12 protein-coding genes are annotated in these 15,963 nt (G+C 38.2%); 4 read left to right on the forward strand and 8 right to left on the reverse strand.

The window, feature by feature from the left end; genetic code table 11:
- Positions 1–97: 97 nt before the first annotated feature.
- The 3 genes from PTI45_RS17050 to PTI45_RS17060 are packed head-to-tail and all read right to left on the reverse strand — an operon-like array spanning position 98 to position 3,288.
- Positions 98–1,486, reverse strand: a complete 1,389-nt coding sequence (locus PTI45_RS17050; RefSeq protein WP_069328812.1) for an ABC transporter substrate-binding protein — start codon at positions 1,484–1,486, stop codon at positions 98–100.
- A 54-nt stretch (positions 1,487–1,540) separates the two neighbouring features.
- Entirely contained in the window at positions 1,541–2,365 is an 825-nt protein-coding gene (locus PTI45_RS17055; RefSeq protein WP_069328813.1) for a carbohydrate ABC transporter permease, read from the reverse strand.
- The gene (locus PTI45_RS17060; protein ID WP_069328822.1) at positions 2,362–3,288 is read right to left on the reverse strand and encodes a carbohydrate ABC transporter permease; all 927 of its coding nucleotides are present in this window, start codon (positions 3,286–3,288) and stop codon (positions 2,362–2,364) included. The genes PTI45_RS17055 and PTI45_RS17060 overlap by 4 nt, the downstream gene beginning before the upstream one ends.
- Positions 3,289–3,629: 341 nt before the next feature.
- Here PTI45_RS17060 and PTI45_RS17065 point away from each other — a divergent pair, with 341 nt between their 5' ends.
- Together PTI45_RS17065 and PTI45_RS17070 are read left to right on the forward strand one after the other, a co-directional pair.
- A complete protein-coding gene (locus PTI45_RS17065) occupies positions 3,630–4,955 on the forward strand; it encodes a hemolysin family protein (RefSeq protein WP_069328823.1) in 1,326 nt (441 codons plus the stop codon).
- A gap of 293 nt (positions 4,956–5,248) precedes the next feature.
- Positions 5,249–6,601: an MATE family efflux transporter gene (locus PTI45_RS17070; protein ID WP_069328824.1), complete on the forward strand. Its 1,353-nt coding sequence runs from the start codon at positions 5,249–5,251 to the stop codon at positions 6,599–6,601.
- Between the two features lie 148 nt (positions 6,602–6,749).
- Here the strand turns inward: PTI45_RS17070 and PTI45_RS17075 are convergent, their stop codons facing one another.
- Positions 6,750–7,529, reverse strand: coding sequence for a TraR/DksA C4-type zinc finger protein (locus PTI45_RS17075; protein WP_069328814.1), 780 nt, complete (start codon positions 7,527–7,529; stop codon positions 6,750–6,752).
- A 179-nt stretch (positions 7,530–7,708) separates the two neighbouring features.
- On the opposite strand from PTI45_RS17075, the gene PTI45_RS17080 reads away from it, so the two are divergent.
- Positions 7,709–8,851 (forward strand): zinc-dependent alcohol dehydrogenase, encoded by a 1,143-nt coding sequence (locus tag PTI45_RS17080; RefSeq protein ID WP_069328815.1) that lies wholly within the window; start codon positions 7,709–7,711, stop codon positions 8,849–8,851.
- A 191-nt stretch (positions 8,852–9,042) separates the two neighbouring features.
- On the opposite strand, the gene PTI45_RS17085 is transcribed toward PTI45_RS17080, so the two are convergent.
- Together PTI45_RS17085 and PTI45_RS17090 are read right to left on the reverse strand one after the other, a co-directional pair.
- Entirely contained in the window at positions 9,043–9,630 is a 588-nt protein-coding gene (locus PTI45_RS17085; protein WP_069328816.1) for an imm11 family protein, read from the reverse strand.
- 162 nt (positions 9,631–9,792) lie between these two features.
- Positions 9,793–11,025 (reverse strand): aminopeptidase, encoded by a 1,233-nt coding sequence (locus PTI45_RS17090; protein ID WP_069328817.1) that lies wholly within the window; start codon positions 11,023–11,025, stop codon positions 9,793–9,795.
- Between the two features lie 236 nt (positions 11,026–11,261).
- On the opposite strand from PTI45_RS17090, the gene PTI45_RS17095 reads away from it, so the two are divergent.
- Positions 11,262–11,942, forward strand: a complete 681-nt coding sequence (locus PTI45_RS17095) for a serine/threonine protein kinase (protein ID WP_069328818.1) — start codon at positions 11,262–11,264, stop codon at positions 11,940–11,942.
- 113 nt (positions 11,943–12,055) lie between these two features.
- On the opposite strand, the gene PTI45_RS17100 is transcribed toward PTI45_RS17095, so the two are convergent.
- Positions 12,056–13,756 carry a methyl-accepting chemotaxis protein gene (locus PTI45_RS17100; protein WP_069328819.1) on the reverse strand — a complete coding sequence of 567 codons (1,701 nt, stop codon included), beginning with the start codon at positions 13,754–13,756 and terminating at the stop codon, positions 12,056–12,058.
- A 38-nt stretch (positions 13,757–13,794) separates the two neighbouring features.
- A complete protein-coding gene (locus PTI45_RS17105; RefSeq protein WP_069328825.1) occupies positions 13,795–15,498 on the reverse strand; it encodes a methyl-accepting chemotaxis protein in 1,704 nt (567 codons plus the stop codon).
- Positions 15,499–15,963 lie beyond the last annotated feature (465 nt).

The following is a 15,963-nucleotide window of genomic DNA, read 5'->3' on the forward strand; positions in this document are numbered from 1 at the left end:
CTAAAGTATGTAAAAGAAGCGCTAATCCAGTGGTTAAGAGCAACCATTGAACTAACGCTTCTTTTTTTGTGCTTACTTTTCTTGGTTAAGCCATTGCTTATGGACTAACTGTATCATTATAATCTTTTAATTTCTGTGTGATCTGTGCAGCTGCATCGTCTAGCGCTGCTTGTGGTGATTTGGAACCGTTAAGTGCTTCTTCGATTGCTGTTTCTGTTAACTGACGAGCTTCAGTAAAGATACCCATTACTGCACCTTGAGTAGCTGTATCAATTTTGGTATTGTGCAATTGATCTACAGCAGTCTCGAATTGTGGATATTTCTTCATGTTTTCTTTTACTAAATCTTCGTTATAAGCTGCTTTGGTAATCGGGAAGTAGCCTGTGTTTACATGCCAGTACGCTTGTTGTTCAGGTTCTGCTAAGAATTTGATAAATTTCCATGCCGCTTGTTGTTCTGCTGCGGATTTGTCATTCATAATCCAAAGACTTGCACCACCGATAACCACGCCACCTTTACCAATATCGCTAGAAGCCACTTTAGGCAATGGAGCCGTTCCTACTTCAAACTTACCTTCTGTGGAGCTGATCAATCCGCGAAGTGAAGCTGTACTATCCATTGTTACCGCTACTTGACCAGCAGCAAATGCTTTTTTCGTATCATCTGTTTTACGACCTAGATTAAGCATATATTTCTCATCGATCAATTTTTTCCACCATGTTAAGAATTTCACACCCGGCTCAGAACCTAATTGAGATTCAGTTGCAAGTGCTGTACGTCCATTATCGTTATTCAACAATGTTGCATCTTGGCTTGCAAACATTTGCTCCATCAACCATCCGTAGATTGGTAATGACATTCCTGTTTGTCCATCTTTAGTCAATGCTTTAGCTGCTGCTTCCCATTCATCTAATGTTTTAGGAGGATTTTCTGGATCAAGACCTGCTTTTTTGAAAGCATCTTTGTTATAGTAGAAAATCGGGTTAGATGTATTAAAAGGCATAGAATACAGCTGATTATCAAAAGTATAGTATTTCAAAATGTTCGGTTCGAACTGTGAAGTATCAAATTTATCGGCATCGATAAATTGTTGCATCGGTGTGATCGCTTGAGAATCGATCATATAACGTGTACCTACATCATAAGTCTGAAGCATGGTAGGGCCGCTTCCTGATCCCATAGATGTTTTGAATTTGTTAATACTAGCATCATAATCGCCCTGAAAAATAGCTTCAACTTGAACATCTTTTTGAGAATCATTGAATTTTTTAACTAATTCATCAACTACTTTATTCAAATCGCCACTCATCGAATGCCACCAGACTATTTTTACAGGACCTGTAGAAGTCTCACTTGCTGCATCAGCTGTTGTACCTGTAGCTGCTGTAGAGCCAGTTGTACTTTGACCTCCACCACAAGCTGCTAAGAATAAAAATAGGCATAAACTAAGCAAACTCCATGTTTGACGCGAACGATTGATTTTCATTTCTTTTCGTATTCTCCTTTTAGTTGAACAAATTTTGAAAAGATAATCTATGAGTTAGCCCTTCAGTGCACCTGCTGTTAGACCGCCTACAAGACGACCTAGACCTACAGCAAGAAGAACAAGAGAAGGGAGCATCACCAACACAATACCAGCCATAACAACGTTCCATGCGGTTACATCTGCAAATTGCAACATACTAATACCAATCTGAACCGTACGCATACTTTCACTATTCGTAATCAATAGTGGCCATAGATACATATTCCAGTGATTAAGGAAAGAATAGATACCCAGTGTTGCAAGCCCTGGCATCGATAACGGCACAGCCAGTGAAGCGAAAATGCGAATATGTCCGCAACCATCTATTCGAGCAGCTTCCATTAATTCTTTGGGCAGTTGCAAGAAGAATTGACGCATTAGAAATGTTCCAAAAGCTGTGGCTAGAAAAGGAACAGTTAATCCTTGATACGAATCAAGCCAGCCCCAACTACGAACGGTTAGATAGTTCGGAATCACCGTCACTTCCCACGGAATCATCATCGTAGCCATAAATAGACCGAATAAGATTTTACGACCGGGAAACCGTAGAAAAGCAAACGCATAAGCAGCCATACAAGAAGTAATCAGATTACCGACCGTAATAATACTACTGGTCAAAAAGCTGTTCACAATAAAACGAATAATCGGAATATTATTCATGACTGTTATAAAATTATCGATATGAATACCTGATGGTAAAAATCGTGGAGGATATGTAGCTGATTCCGATTCAGTCATAAATGAATTAGAAACGGCGATCCAGAAAGGCAAAAGTATAAGTGCCGCAGCCACAATCATAAAGAAGTAGGCTGTTCCTGTGCGCACTAGACCTTGTTTCATTGGTAATGCACCTTCTTTTCACCAAATTTGAATTGAATAAGCGTTAGAATTAAGATCATGGCGAATAAGACCAATGCTTGCGCACTTCCTGTCCCAAAGCGGAAATTCATAAACGCATCTTGATATAAGTTATAAACAATGACATTCGTACTGTTCATTGGGCCACCTTTGGTCAGAATATTGATCTGTCCAAACGCTTGAAAAGAACCAATCATTGAGGTGACACTGGCAAAGAAAATGGTAGGCGAGATCAATGGTAAAGTGAGCTGTACAAAAGTACGCGTTGGATTAGCTCCATCCATACGTGCACTTTCATAGATATCTTCAGGCACGCCTTCCATACCACCTAATAATAGAATGAATAAGAATCCTAGATTCATCCAGATGGTCATAATCGAGATCGAGATCAAAGCCCAGTTCGGATCAGTAAGCCAATTGATAGTTGGTAAGCCAGCTATACTAAGGAAATAATTTAATGTTCCCAGTGTCGGATGAAAAAGAACCATCCAAATGACAGAACCCGTACTCACCGATATCGCTAAAGGTAAAGCGAAAATAAAGCGGAAGATACGGCTACCGCGTATACGGCTTCGACAAAATGCAGCTAAGATCAATGCTAGGATCAATGTTGTCGGTACAGTAAACAACATAAATTGAGTAGTTACCCACAGACTGCTGAGAAAAGTATCTGATGTAAATAAATTTGTGAAGTTTTTGAACCCTACAAATTTGGCAACATCTCCGCGAGGTGTAGTGGAGTGTAGACTCAGATATACGGACTTGATCAGCGGATAAAAAAGGAATATACCGAACAGCAATATGGAAGGAGCTAAAAACATAGCTGCAAGTATATATTCATTCCAACGGCGAGTCTGACGGGGATAGCGCACGATAGAACGAGTTTTTCGAACAGAACGTTTCATTGAAACTACAGGCGTTTTATCCAAGTTAACACTTACCTCACTTTCATCTTTTGCTTACATGTTGTTCTTCTTGCTACGTGGTTCAGTATAAATACAGGATGTTAAGAGAAATGATTATCTATGTAAAAGATTTGTAATCGGATGAATAGAGCATTTGACGGGAGGGTTTGAGACGATATAATAAAGTAAGGAACATGTATAATCATACATAACTAAACGAAGGGAGTGAGGACACTTGGGAAAATGACGGTGCACGTGATGTGGCTGCAAATTCAAAAAACAAATATACGAAGGAGGTGAACCCGTAACTGTCTATCAATTTGACAGTACGGGATATACACTTGACTGACCCCTTACCCAGTTTACTTAATTTAGTTTTGGTGGCATTTCTGGTGATGCTCAATGGATTTTTTGTATCGGCTGAATTCGCAATGGTTAAAATTCGCAGTAGTCGATTAGAAACATTAGTCGATGGTGGTAGTAAAAGAGCGCGCTTTGCGCAAACGATCGTAAACAATCTGGATGCTTACCTTTCTGCTTGTCAGTTAGGGATTACACTTGCATCACTTGGATTGGGGTGGATTGGTGAACCGGCGATTGCTGACCTGATCAGACCTATATTTACGGCATTCGGCTGGAATAATGATGTAGCTGTACACACTGTCTCTATCGTTATTGCTTTTGTTGTGATTACGGTATTGCATATTGTACTTGGAGAGCTTGCTCCGAAGTCTCTAGCGATCCGCAAAGCGGAAGTCGTGAGCTTATGGACAGCAGCACCGATGCTCTTATTCCATAAAATGATGTATCCTTTTATCTGGGTGTTGAATGGCATGGCGAACGCTTTACTCAAAATGTTCGGTATTGCTCCGGTGTCTGAAGAAGATTCGGCTCACACAGAAGAAGAAATACGTATACTTATGAAGGAAAGCAACAAGAGCGGACTGATCGATAATACCGAACTGGCGCTGGTTGATAATATATTCGAATTTGCTGATACAACCGCCCATGAGATCATGATCCCACGTACAGAAATGATCTGTCTGAGTCTACACGGTTCCAAAGAGGAGAATTTGGAACTGGCATTTGAAGGAATGCGTACTCGTTATCCGGTATGCGATGGCGACAAAGATCATATTGTCGGTTTTGTGCATATTAAAGATTTGATGCGTTATCAAAGTGTAGATTCAGCCAAATTGATCCGTCCCATTATAGCTGTACCTGAATCGATTAAGATTAGTGAACTGATGAAGCTGATGCAACGTGGCAAAACACAGATTGCTATCCTTATTGATGAATATGGTGGTACAGCTGGTCTAGTAACTCTTGAAGACATTATGGAAGAAATCGTCGGCGAAATTCAGGATGAATTTGACCATGAGCGTCCAGCTGTAGAACCTATTGATGAAATGACGTACTCCATTGATGGAATGATGTTAATTGATGAGATCAATACAAGGTTTTCACTGGATTTGGATTCGACAGAATACGATACCATTGGTGGTTGGCTGTATTCCCGGGTGGAATCTTTACCTCCACAAATCGGGCAAAGCGTGGCACATGAAGGACATCTGTTAGTGATTGAAGAAACGGAACAGAAACGTATTTCAAGGGTGAAATTAGTGATCACGCAATTCGCAACAACTCATAATCAGGCAGGAGCCTGAACATCATTATAAGTAAAAAAGCAAATGACTTCTGTTATAGAAGTGGTTTGCTTTTTTGCTGTGTACATATACAATTTCTGTGACATAAAAGATCCAAGGGATGTGAAGCGATTTTTTTCGTTTGACATCCCTTTTTTTAATTTTAATCTAACAGTGTAAGTTTTTGTTTACAGATACCAATATCAATGATAAAATCTAACACTGTAAGGCTAATCTAACAATGTTAGACGATAAATTTAAAAATGTAGCTTTATTCGTTAGAACATAAATAATAAGAGAAAGTAGTGATTCATATGGATGCCAAAAATCTTTATTATTTTGAAGAAGCTCCAATTGTAAAATCGGTTACTCATTTTGCTGTACCGATGATGTTAGGGATGTCGATGAGTGTTGTATATTCGATTTTGAATGCGTATTTTATTGGGACGCTTCATAATACAGCGATGCTAACTGCACTTGCATTAACATTGCCCTTATTTGCAGTGATTATGGCATTAGGTAATTTGATAGGGATAGGGAGTGGAGCATTTATCTCTCGATTGCTAGGAGAAAAAAGGTATAGTGATGTGAAGCATGTATCTTCATTTGCTTTTTACGTGAGTCTGATACTTGGCTTGATCGTTGTAGCTGTTGGACTTCCTTTTTTAGATCCAATCGTTCGATTTTTGGGAGCTAATGCAGAATCGTTCGCCTTCACCAAAGACTATGTGATGATTATGCTGGCGGGATCACCGTTTATTTTATTATTTTTTATGTTAGAAAATATCGTGCGTTCCGAAGGTGCAGCGAATACGTCGATGATCGGTATGATTCTGAGTGTTATTGTTAATATTATTCTTGATGTATTGGTCATTTTCGTTTTTCATTGGGGAGTGATTGGAGTGGCTTCGGCTACCGTTATTTCAAATCTGGTAGCAAGTGCGTATTATGGCTTTCATATTGGATACAAAAGTCAATTTTTAACGATTTCAATTAAAGCGTTCAAAATCACTAAAGAGATATCCAGTAATGTATTCAAAATTGGAGTTCCTGTTTTTATTATGAGTCTGTTTCTGGGAGCGATGTCGCTAATTTTTAATCGTTTTCTGATTGAATACGGGGAACAAGCTGTAGCCGGGTTTGGGATTTCATCACGTTTGTTGCAATTTCCTGAATGTATCTTAATGGGATTGTGTGAAGGTGTTGTACCAATGATTGCTTTTAATTTTGTAGCCAATAAAGAACGAATGAAACAGACCATTACTTTTACACTGAAAGTGATTATGATTTTAGCTACTACTTTCGGGATTATCGTCTATTTTATTTCAGATCATTTAATAAGTTTATTTACCAACGATATGCAATTGATTGAAATGGGTAGCTATATTTTGCATGTTACATTTTTATCTTTATTTATTACAGGGATCACTGTTTTGTTTACAGGGATTTTTCAAGCAACAGCTCAAGGTACGGCGGCATTTATTATGTCTATTATTCAAGGAATCACGTTAATTCCTGTGTTATATATTGCTAATCAGATGAATGGGTTTCATGGGGTAGTCTGGTCACTTGTGATTTCAGATGTGGTTGCGTTTCTAGTAGGGGCGATGATGCTCTATATATTGCGTAATAAGCTACAGCCTGATTTGGAAAGTATAGCAGTATAAAAGAAATTTTTTCACTATAGCAATAACTTTTGATATGAAAGAGAATAGTAAAAACCCCTCTTACCAGAAAGATAGGAGGGGTCTTTACTTTATAGGATTGTTACATTGTTATTCGTATCTCAAATAATGTATATCTCCGAAAATAATCTTAACGACGACGATCTGCTTCTTCGCTCTCAGCATCGATTTCTTCGTCATCTTCAGTCACTTGTAATTCAGTATCGCCTTCATCATCCGCTACATAACGATCCAAGTCTTCGCCACGTTGGACATGACGTTGACCGCCTTCGATATCATTGCCAGCGAACTTCTCAATATCTTCTACAGTGCCGTTGTCTTTATTTTCTCCGCCTTCTGCAAGCTCATTATAGCTTTCTACATCACGTTGCGTAGACATTGCAGGCGAATCAGCTACACCGTATTCTTCGACAGCTTGCCATGCGCCAGCGTCATCGAATTTACCTGTATGACTTTGACGATTCTCTCCAGCACCTTTAGCCGCAGGAGTGATCAAGTCTTCTTCTACAGGACGGTAATCATTTACACCGCCGCCTTCTTCAGCACTTTCACCTACTAGCATTGTCGTGTATGGAAGAGCTTGTAGACGATCAAAAGGAATCTCTTCGCCACTGATTTCACTGATTCCATACGTACCATCTTCAATACGTTGTAGAGCAGCATTAACTTGATCTAACTTCTCATCCATATTTTCATCAATCGCCATATCGCGTTCACGCTCAAATGTTTCTGTACCTAGATCAGCTGGATGATTATCTACAGAAGAAAGTTCACCTGTAGAATCAAGTTCTGATTCCACTTGACCATCTGCTGTATCATTTTCCATATTGAAATGGCGTTCCAATGCTTCTTTATCTTCTAATAAACTATTTTTTAATTCCTCAATTTGTGAAGATTTCAAGTGCTTCATTATGTGTTACCCCTCTCAAGACGAGTTATCGTAAATTTGTAGTATGTTTGTTAAATCGATGATCTATTCTCCATTTACCCCACTATGCTAATAATCAATCGCCTGTTAAGAAAAGGAAAAGTTTGGTTAATACAAAAATATCGACTCAACCACTATAATTTTGAAAGGGGAACATTAATGTGAAGGCACTAACATATCAAGGTAAACGCAAAGTAAAAGTTAAAGAGGTCGCAGATGCTAAGTTGCAGAAACAAGATGATATTCTAATTCGTGTAACATCTACATCGATTTGCGGATCTGACTTGCATATCTTTAACGGTGAAATTCCAGGTATGGAAGGCGATTATGTTATCGGTCATGAACCGATGGGAATCGTGGAAGAAGTAGGGCCTGAAGTAACCAAAGTGAAAAAAGGGGATCGTGTTATTATCCCATTTAACGTATCTTGTGGTGAATGTTTCTTCTGTAAAAACGAAATGGAAAGTCAATGTGATAACGCCAATGAAAATCCTGAAAAAGATACAGGCGCTATGTTCGGATATTCCAACACATACGGTGGATTTGCCGGAGGACAAGCCGAATACTTACGTGTACCTTATGGTAATTTCTTGCCTTTCGTGATTCCAGATCGCTTGGAAGTAGCAGACGAAGACGTTCTTTTCTTATCTGATGTTATTCCTACCGCTTACTGGAGTGTAGAAAGTGCTGGCGTGAAAAAAGGCGATACGGTGATTGTACTGGGTTGCGGTCCTATCGGATTGATTACTCAGAAATTCGCATGGCAAAAAGGAGCAAAACGTGTTATTGCTGTAGATCATGTTGAATATCGATTAGCTCATGCCAAACGTACCAACAATGTAGAAACCGTCAATTTCAAAGAAGTCGGCGACGCAGACAAATACCTGTTGGAACTTACAAGCGGTGGAGCAGATGTGGTGATTGACTGTGTAGGTCTAGATGCAGAGAAATCAATGATGGAAAAAATCGAAACTACATTGAAGCTACAAGGCGGCGGTTTGGGTGCTTTGAATTTGGCGAGTAATGTTGTTCGCAAATTCGGTACGATTCAAGTAACAGGCGTATACGGCTTGAATTACAACCAGTTCCCATTCGGTCATCTATTTGAACGTAATATTCAGTTGAAAATGGGGCAAGCTCCAGTCGTTCATTACATGCCTGAGTTGTTCGACCAAATTCAAACAGGTAAATTCAGTGCTGCTGATATTATTACTCACCGTTTGTCATTAGATGAAGCAGAGCATGGTTATAATGTATTTGATAATAAAGACGAGAACTGTATCAAAGTTGTGCTCAAACCATAATAGATTATTGTATGGTAACAGGTAAGCTCACTACGAGTTGCTTGCATCAACAATCAAAAAAAAGTGCTGATTCCTTTGGGAGTCAGCACTTTTTTGATAAGGAGGATAGAGTAGGCTAGCTTATTTTGTGATTATTTACGATATAGAGTCTATTATCTTTTACCAAAGTATATCCAATTCCTTTATTATAATTAAGGTCTAAATTCACCTACAGGTGTCATATAAATTTTCAGCTTATGCTGTCTAATATCCTGATAAAGCGCTTCTGAAATAATAGGATTAGAAATATACGTATAATTGAGTGTGAATAATTCTGCTTCTCCAATTTTTTGTTCGTCTAATACGATTTTTTCGAATCCTTTGGCTATTCGGCGTGGTGGTTGATTGATAGAGCGTAGAACCATAGCTTTGCCAGCATATTGAGATTGTTCATACTGGACAGCATCAAGCGCTTGTAACTTATGAGCAATCCAGTACGTTCCGAATACAGGTACATTATTATAATAGTGAACTTTTGTCGGCACAAATTGTGCAACCACTTTCCGTTGTTCTAAAAGTTGCTTGAGAGCATCAGATATTACAGTAGCTCGTGTACCTGTATAGAAAAAATCCACATCCATTTTTCTTAAATTAGAATCTAAAGTAACTTCAGCAGTAGTATGAGGGGGTAATTCTGTGTTGATCGGATCATAATAATCATCCAGCGCAGGTACAAATGTAGCTCCTCCTGAAATAAACCCTTTGCGTGGATATTGATATTCCAAAATATAATACTCCATGACTTTATAAATTCCTTTCCGATATACAAATGATAATCTGTTCTATGTAGTCTAAATCAAAAGAGGATATCTGTAAAAGACCTGCCATTTATAAAATGACAGGTCTTTTATCCGTACTATAGTTGTTATTTTATTATTTCATAAATAATAACAAAGACTCAATTAAAATGCCCATTCGCCTTGATGGAATACTGGTTCTTTTTCGCCGTCTTTAGTGATGCCATAGATATCCATTTCACCTGAACCGATCATAAAGTCTACATGTGTCAGACTGTTATTAAGTCCACGTTCATTCAACTCATCACGGGACAATTCTTTACCACCGATCAAGTTAAACGCATACGCACTACCAATTGCAAGGTGATTCGAAGCATTTTCATCAAACAATGTATTGTAATATAGAATGTTCGATTGAGAGATAGGAGACTTGTGAGGCACAAGTGCAACTTCACCTAGATAATGAGAACCTTCATCCATATTGACTAAACGCTCTAATGTATCTTGTCCTTGTTCAGCTTCTACACCAACAATACGACCGTCTTTGAATGTTAATTTGAAATTGTCGATAATGTTACCACCATAACTTAAAGGCTTCGTGCTACTTACATAGCCGTTAACATCGCTCTTAAGAGGTGCAGTAAATACTTCTTCTGTTGGCATATTCGCCATAAATGAGAATCCACGCTCACTTGTGCTTTCTGCTGCTGCCCATAAGTGACCTTCAGGAAGACCAATCGTCAAATCTGTTCCTGGTGCAACATAATGAAGTTGTTTGTATGCTTTATCGTTCAGGTATTTGGACTTGGTATTTAACAATTCAACGTGTTTTTCCCAAGCTTCGATCGCATCGCCATTACCTACGCGTACAGCTTTGAGAATCGCATCCCACATAGTAGACATTTGATCTTCTTTTGCTACATCAGGGAATACTTTAGCAGCCCAAGCTTCAGAAGGAACCGCTACGATAGACCAGCTTAATTTTTCAGATTGTACATACTCACGATATTTCGCAAGTGCTTTATTAGCAGTCATTTGATACGTAGAAATGCGCTCAGGCTTCACACCTTTTAACAAATCAGGATCATCCGAGATGACATGCAAAATAGCTCCGCCATCTTCAGCAAGTTCTTCCATTTCAGCAGCATACCATTTTGGACCAATTTCAAAAGATTCATCTGGAGCCAGATCGTAGCGCATACGTGCGACTTGATCGTCACTCCAATTGACTTTAACAAGAACAGCACCAGCTTCATATGCTTTTTTGGTGACAATACGTACAAATTCAACAGCATCAATCGAAGCATTGATAACCAAACGCTGACCTGGCTGTATATTAACACCGACCCGTACCGCAAGTTCGGCGTACTGTTCTAATTTGATCTGAAAATCTGACATTGATAAATTCCTCCATTTCAAATACAAAAATGTGGCAAAGAATCATTTTATGATCCGTCTTATCTATTTTACAGGAATCTATTCGTAATGAAAACAAAATGTCGAAATGTATAAATTTCCATATCTAAAAATAAAATTTGGTTTCTTTAAAAAAATGGTCTAGAATACTGTATAAATTGTTATATTTATTATGAATCCGTAATTGGTTGATGTGAGGTAAGAGAGGGGCAATATGGATGGTATCCGATTGGAGAGTAGCTGAAGAAGCGCTACGCCGTATAGGAGTAAGTGGTAGTGATGATAATGATCCTGTTGTTATATCCGGTTATGCGGATGGAGCAAGGTGTATAGGCATAGGAACAGATGCGGCTGTATTTACGTATGATCAAGTTCCAGAGTATGCGTTTAAGCTTTTTACACCTGAAGCGATTGATAAAATTCAATCTGAAGTCTTTGTATATGAGCGATTAGCAGGTTCACCGTATTTTCCGACTTGTTATGGTAGAGGAACGAACTATCTGGTCATGAGTTATGAAGAAGGGCCAACTCTTCAAGATTGCTTACTACAAGGAATAGAAGTACCAGAGCAAGTGATTTTGGATGTAGAAGCGGCTAGAGAATATGTACGCAGTATTGGTCTGAATCCACGGGATATTCATCTCAAAAATGTCATTGTCCAAAATGGACATGCTAAAGTAATCGATGTATCCGAGTATATTCAAAAAGGCGATGATAAGCGTTGGGATCATCTGGTATGGGCTTATTATCAATTTTATAGCCGAATATCAGGTAAAAGTATTCCATCATGGGTATTAGATACGGTCAAAAATTGGTATTCTCGTCTGGGAAAAACCAATATCGATCTGGAAGAATTTGCGAAAAGAGCAGGCGAACTGTTCTCTAAATATATGAAATAAAACAAGTAACAAAAAAAGAAGGAAGTTCTCTACATATACCGTAGAGAGCTTCCTTTTCAAATAAAGCAGACAGTTAAAAAGAAAATCAAAGACTCATAAGATCATATTCAAACTTAAAGTTTAAATCCAGCTAACAATTGTTGTAGATCTTCTGCAAGTGAAGAGAGGTAACGAGCCGATTCAGACACTTCTTCCATTGTAGATAATTGTTCTTCGCTGGCTGCGTTCATTTCTTGAATACCAGCAGAACCTTGTTCGGATAGAGCACTTAAATGTTCCATTGCTTCAGAGATTTGTTGAGATTGTACAGTGATAGAACCCACCATTAAGCGTGTACCACCAATTTGTTCTACCGTATCAGCTACGGCTTGACGAATCGCTTCGAAAGCGACATTGACACGTTCACTACTTTGAACACCTGCTTGTACATTGTTCACTGAAGTATGCACTTGTTCAACAGCTTTTTGACTTTCAGATTGAACGTCTGAGATCAAAGCGGTAATTTGTGTAGATGATTGGGCTGCACCTTCAGCAAGTTTGCGAATCTCATCCGCAACAACTGCAAATCCACGTCCAGATTCCCCGGCACGAGCCGCTTCAATCGAAGCATTGAGAGCAAGTAAATTGGTTTGTTTGGCAATTTGTTGAATTGCTTGAGAAGCTAAGCCGATTTCGTCTGATTTTTGATTTAAGCTAGTTAACACATTCAAATTATCTTGAATATTGCTTGCCAAATCATTGATCAAATGTGTAATTTCTTGAACTTCATTGATTCCATTTCCTGCGGTTTCTTCCATATGATTCGTAAGCACTTGAATATTTTTATTGCTTGTTTGCAATTGTTGCATTTTGTCAGTCATTTCATTGGTTGCATTAGTTACCTGGTTAACCGTCTCAACTTGAGATTCAAATCCAGTTGATAACTCACCAGAAGAAGTAGCGATATGAGAAGAAGCTTTTGCTGTTTGTTCGGCACTTGCTGTTAATTGTTCAGAAGAAGCCGATAATGTCATTGCACTTTCGTCGACTTTTTTCGTGATTTCACGAATACTGGATATCATAGTGTTGAAGCCAGCAGACAATTGACCGATCTCATCTTTAGATACATAGTCAGAATGAACGGTAAGATCACCATCAGAGGCGTTAGTCATTAATAGTTGTACATTATTTAAAGGGCGTACAATTAAGCGTACGATCCAAGTTCCTAGTAATAGCGATACAATCAAGCCTATCGCAAAAAGAATACCTGTAATCCATTGAGATTGAGCATACTGTTGATCTGAATCTACTTTCGCATTGCCGCCTTCATCAATAAGATTGGTGCGCATAGCGTTAAGTACTTCATTTAATTGAGTACGCTGGTTACTTAGATTCGCATAAGCTTGAAAAGCTTGCTCATTCTCATTAGATGCTGCTAAAGCAGAAATATTGTCACGTTGTTCGGAAAAGGCTGTTGCTAAAGGAACCAATTCAGCCGCTAGCTTCTGATTTGCCGGGCTTAAAGCCATTTGACCCATTAATTCAAATTGTTCTTTGTTACTTGCAGTCGTTGCATTAATAAGATTGACTAGCGCTTTGTTAGCTGTTGGGTCCGTCGTCTGCATCAATTCAAGAAGATTAGCAGCACTATCCCCATAGTTCATAATAATTTGATCCATAATTGTTAGCGAGCGCATATTAACTTCATACATATTTGAAGCGACTTTGGACATTTTATTAGTCATCAATGTTCCTGTGGCGCTTAACATAATTAAGATTAGTAGGTTTACTACGATAAGAGTGATAATTTTGGTTCTAACTTTCCAGTTTTTCATGCTTTGTTCTCCTGACTGAATATGATTTAAAATCGTATTTATATTTTGAAGCGGGCAAGAGTCGTCTGTAAATTCTCAGCAAGATCCGCTAAATAGCGTGCCGCACTTGAAACTTCTTCCATCGTAGACAATTGCTCTTCACTAGCAGCACCTGTCTGTTGAATTCCCGCAGAACTTTCTTCTGATATCGCACTCACATGTCCCATGGCTTCAGCAATCGTCTCTGATTGTTTGGCAACTTCTTGAATTAATGAACCGGTACGAAGAATTTTCTCTGTTGTATTGCTAACCGAATGCTGAATCGCTTGAAATGCTGTATTGACACGAGTACTGCTTGCAACAGTGCTCTGGATGCTATCGGATGATTTGTGAACTTGTTCAACAGCCATATTACTATCATGTTGGATCGATTGAACCATATTTGAAATTAATTTGGATGAATCAGCTGTACTGGATGCAAGCTTGCGAATTTCTTCAGCAACCACTGCAAATCCTCGACCTGCATCACCTGCCCGAGCTGCTTCGATCGAAGCATTCAAAGCAAGTAGATTAGTTTGTTGAGCAATCTGCTGGATGGCAGAAGAAGCAATACTGATCTGGTTGGATTTATCATTCAAATTAGTCATGACCACTAGATTGTCTTGCATATCTTTAGCTATTTCCTGAATTAAATTCGTAATCTCAGTCACTTCACTTAATCCATTTTTAGCGTCATTGTTCATTTGTTCTGTCATTTGATTCACTTCATTACTAATCGCAGCTACATGTCCCATACGTTCATACATTGAACCAATGGACTGATTCACTTGGTTCACAGATTCTACTTGAGATTCAATACCCGTAGACATTTCATTAGTAGCGACAGCAATATGTTCAGCAGCTTGAGCAGTCTGATCTGCACTTGCTGTTAATTCTTCAGAAGAAGCTGATAATGTCATTGCACTTTCATCCACTTTGCGAATAATATCTTTCACATTATTGACCATAGCATTGAAGGATTGTGTAACCTGTCCAATCTCATCGCGAGATGTATATGTTCCTTCTACTGTAAGATCCCCTTCACCCGCACGACTCATCAATTCTTGTAGATGTTTCAGCGGGCGACTGATCGTACGACTGATCCATAAACCTAGTAATGCAGAAAGAAGAGCACCTGCGATAAAGACAATAATTAATACTAATTTGGCAACAGAGGCTAGATGAACAGCTTCTTGATTGTTGATTTGAGCTTCTGACTTGAGCAAAGCATTAAGTTGTCTGGTCGTGTCATTCATTGCTATTCGTAATGGCTCTACATCATTTTGAAAAACGCGATACGCTTCGGTGTTGTTATTTTGTGAAGCATTTTGAAGAACTTCTTCAATTTTGGAAGTGTAATCCGTTAAAGATTGAGTGTAAGTATCATAAAGCTTGGTTGTTGCTGGACTGAGCTTGATCGTGCTCATATCTGTATATAAAGTTTGATTTTGAGTCAAACGTTCTTTAATAGAAGCATCTAATGCTGTATTGCGTTCATCGTCTGTCGTGATAATAAATTCAAGCAATGCAGCTTCGATCGTACGGTTATCAATAATGATCTGGCTAACATCGCTGATTGCTCTTACATTCTGGTTATACATTTCGTTCGATTCAGTAGACATCAGATCCGTTGTTTTGTAACCTGCAAATCCTATAACAATCATAAACAATGCACTGATTAACGTTAAACTGATAATTTTAGTTTGTACTTTTAAATGCTTCACCGGTACCATCTCATCTCGTGTCTATTTTTATAGTTAATAAGTCTTGGTTTTTAAGTAATGTAAAAATATCACAATTTGTCGAATATGTCGATACATTTTTAAATATTTTTTTCATTAATTGTATTTTAATGTATTTTTAAAAAGGTTTTAATATTAAGGCGTTATCTATTATTGTCCTTTTAAATCTATCTTTTGTCGCTTTTTCAATCCTTTTATTGTTCCAACAAATTATATTTCGGTAAAATTTTAAAATAATGTATAGATGTCGAAAAAAATAATAATTTAAAAATCAAAATGTCGAATATGGTCGAAATTAATATAGTTAAAAAGACCTTATTTTTAAAAAATTGAAATAATAGAACATACTTTGATATGAAAAAGGGTATTGAGTAAGAGTGTTAATTTACGATGAAGGCTTAGATTGACATAGCGAAAGGAAGATAACAATGGAGTCACAACATTAAT

This window comes from Paenibacillus nuruki, assembly GCF_001721045.1.
Taxonomy (GTDB): Bacteria; Bacillota; Bacilli; order Paenibacillales; family Paenibacillaceae; genus Saccharibacillus; species Saccharibacillus nuruki.

Coding starts and splice junctions, on each gene's coding strand:
- PTI45_RS17095 (WP_069328818.1), top strand. CDS start 11,262: ATGGTATCCGATTGGAGAGTAGCTGAAGAAGCGCTACGCCGTATAGGA.
- PTI45_RS17090 (WP_069328817.1), bottom strand. CDS start 11,025: ATGTCAGATTTTCAGATCAAATTAGAACAGTACGCCGAACTTGCGGTA.
- PTI45_RS17075 (WP_069328814.1), bottom strand. CDS start 7,529: ATGAAGCACTTGAAATCTTCACAAATTGAGGAATTAAAAAATAGTTTA.
- PTI45_RS17100 (WP_069328819.1), bottom strand. CDS start 13,756: ATGAAAAACTGGAAAGTTAGAACCAAAATTATCACTCTTATCGTAGTA.
- PTI45_RS17070 (WP_069328824.1), top strand. CDS start 5,249: ATGGATGCCAAAAATCTTTATTATTTTGAAGAAGCTCCAATTGTAAAA.
- PTI45_RS17050 (WP_069328812.1), bottom strand. CDS start 1,486: ATGAAAATCAATCGTTCGCGTCAAACATGGAGTTTGCTTAGTTTATGC.
- PTI45_RS17085 (WP_069328816.1), bottom strand. CDS start 9,630: ATGGAGTATTATATTTTGGAATATCAATATCCACGCAAAGGGTTTATT.
- PTI45_RS17060 (WP_069328822.1), bottom strand. CDS start 3,288: ATGAAACGTTCTGTTCGAAAAACTCGTTCTATCGTGCGCTATCCCCGT.
- PTI45_RS17055 (WP_069328813.1), bottom strand. CDS start 2,365: ATGAAACAAGGTCTAGTGCGCACAGGAACAGCCTACTTCTTTATGATT.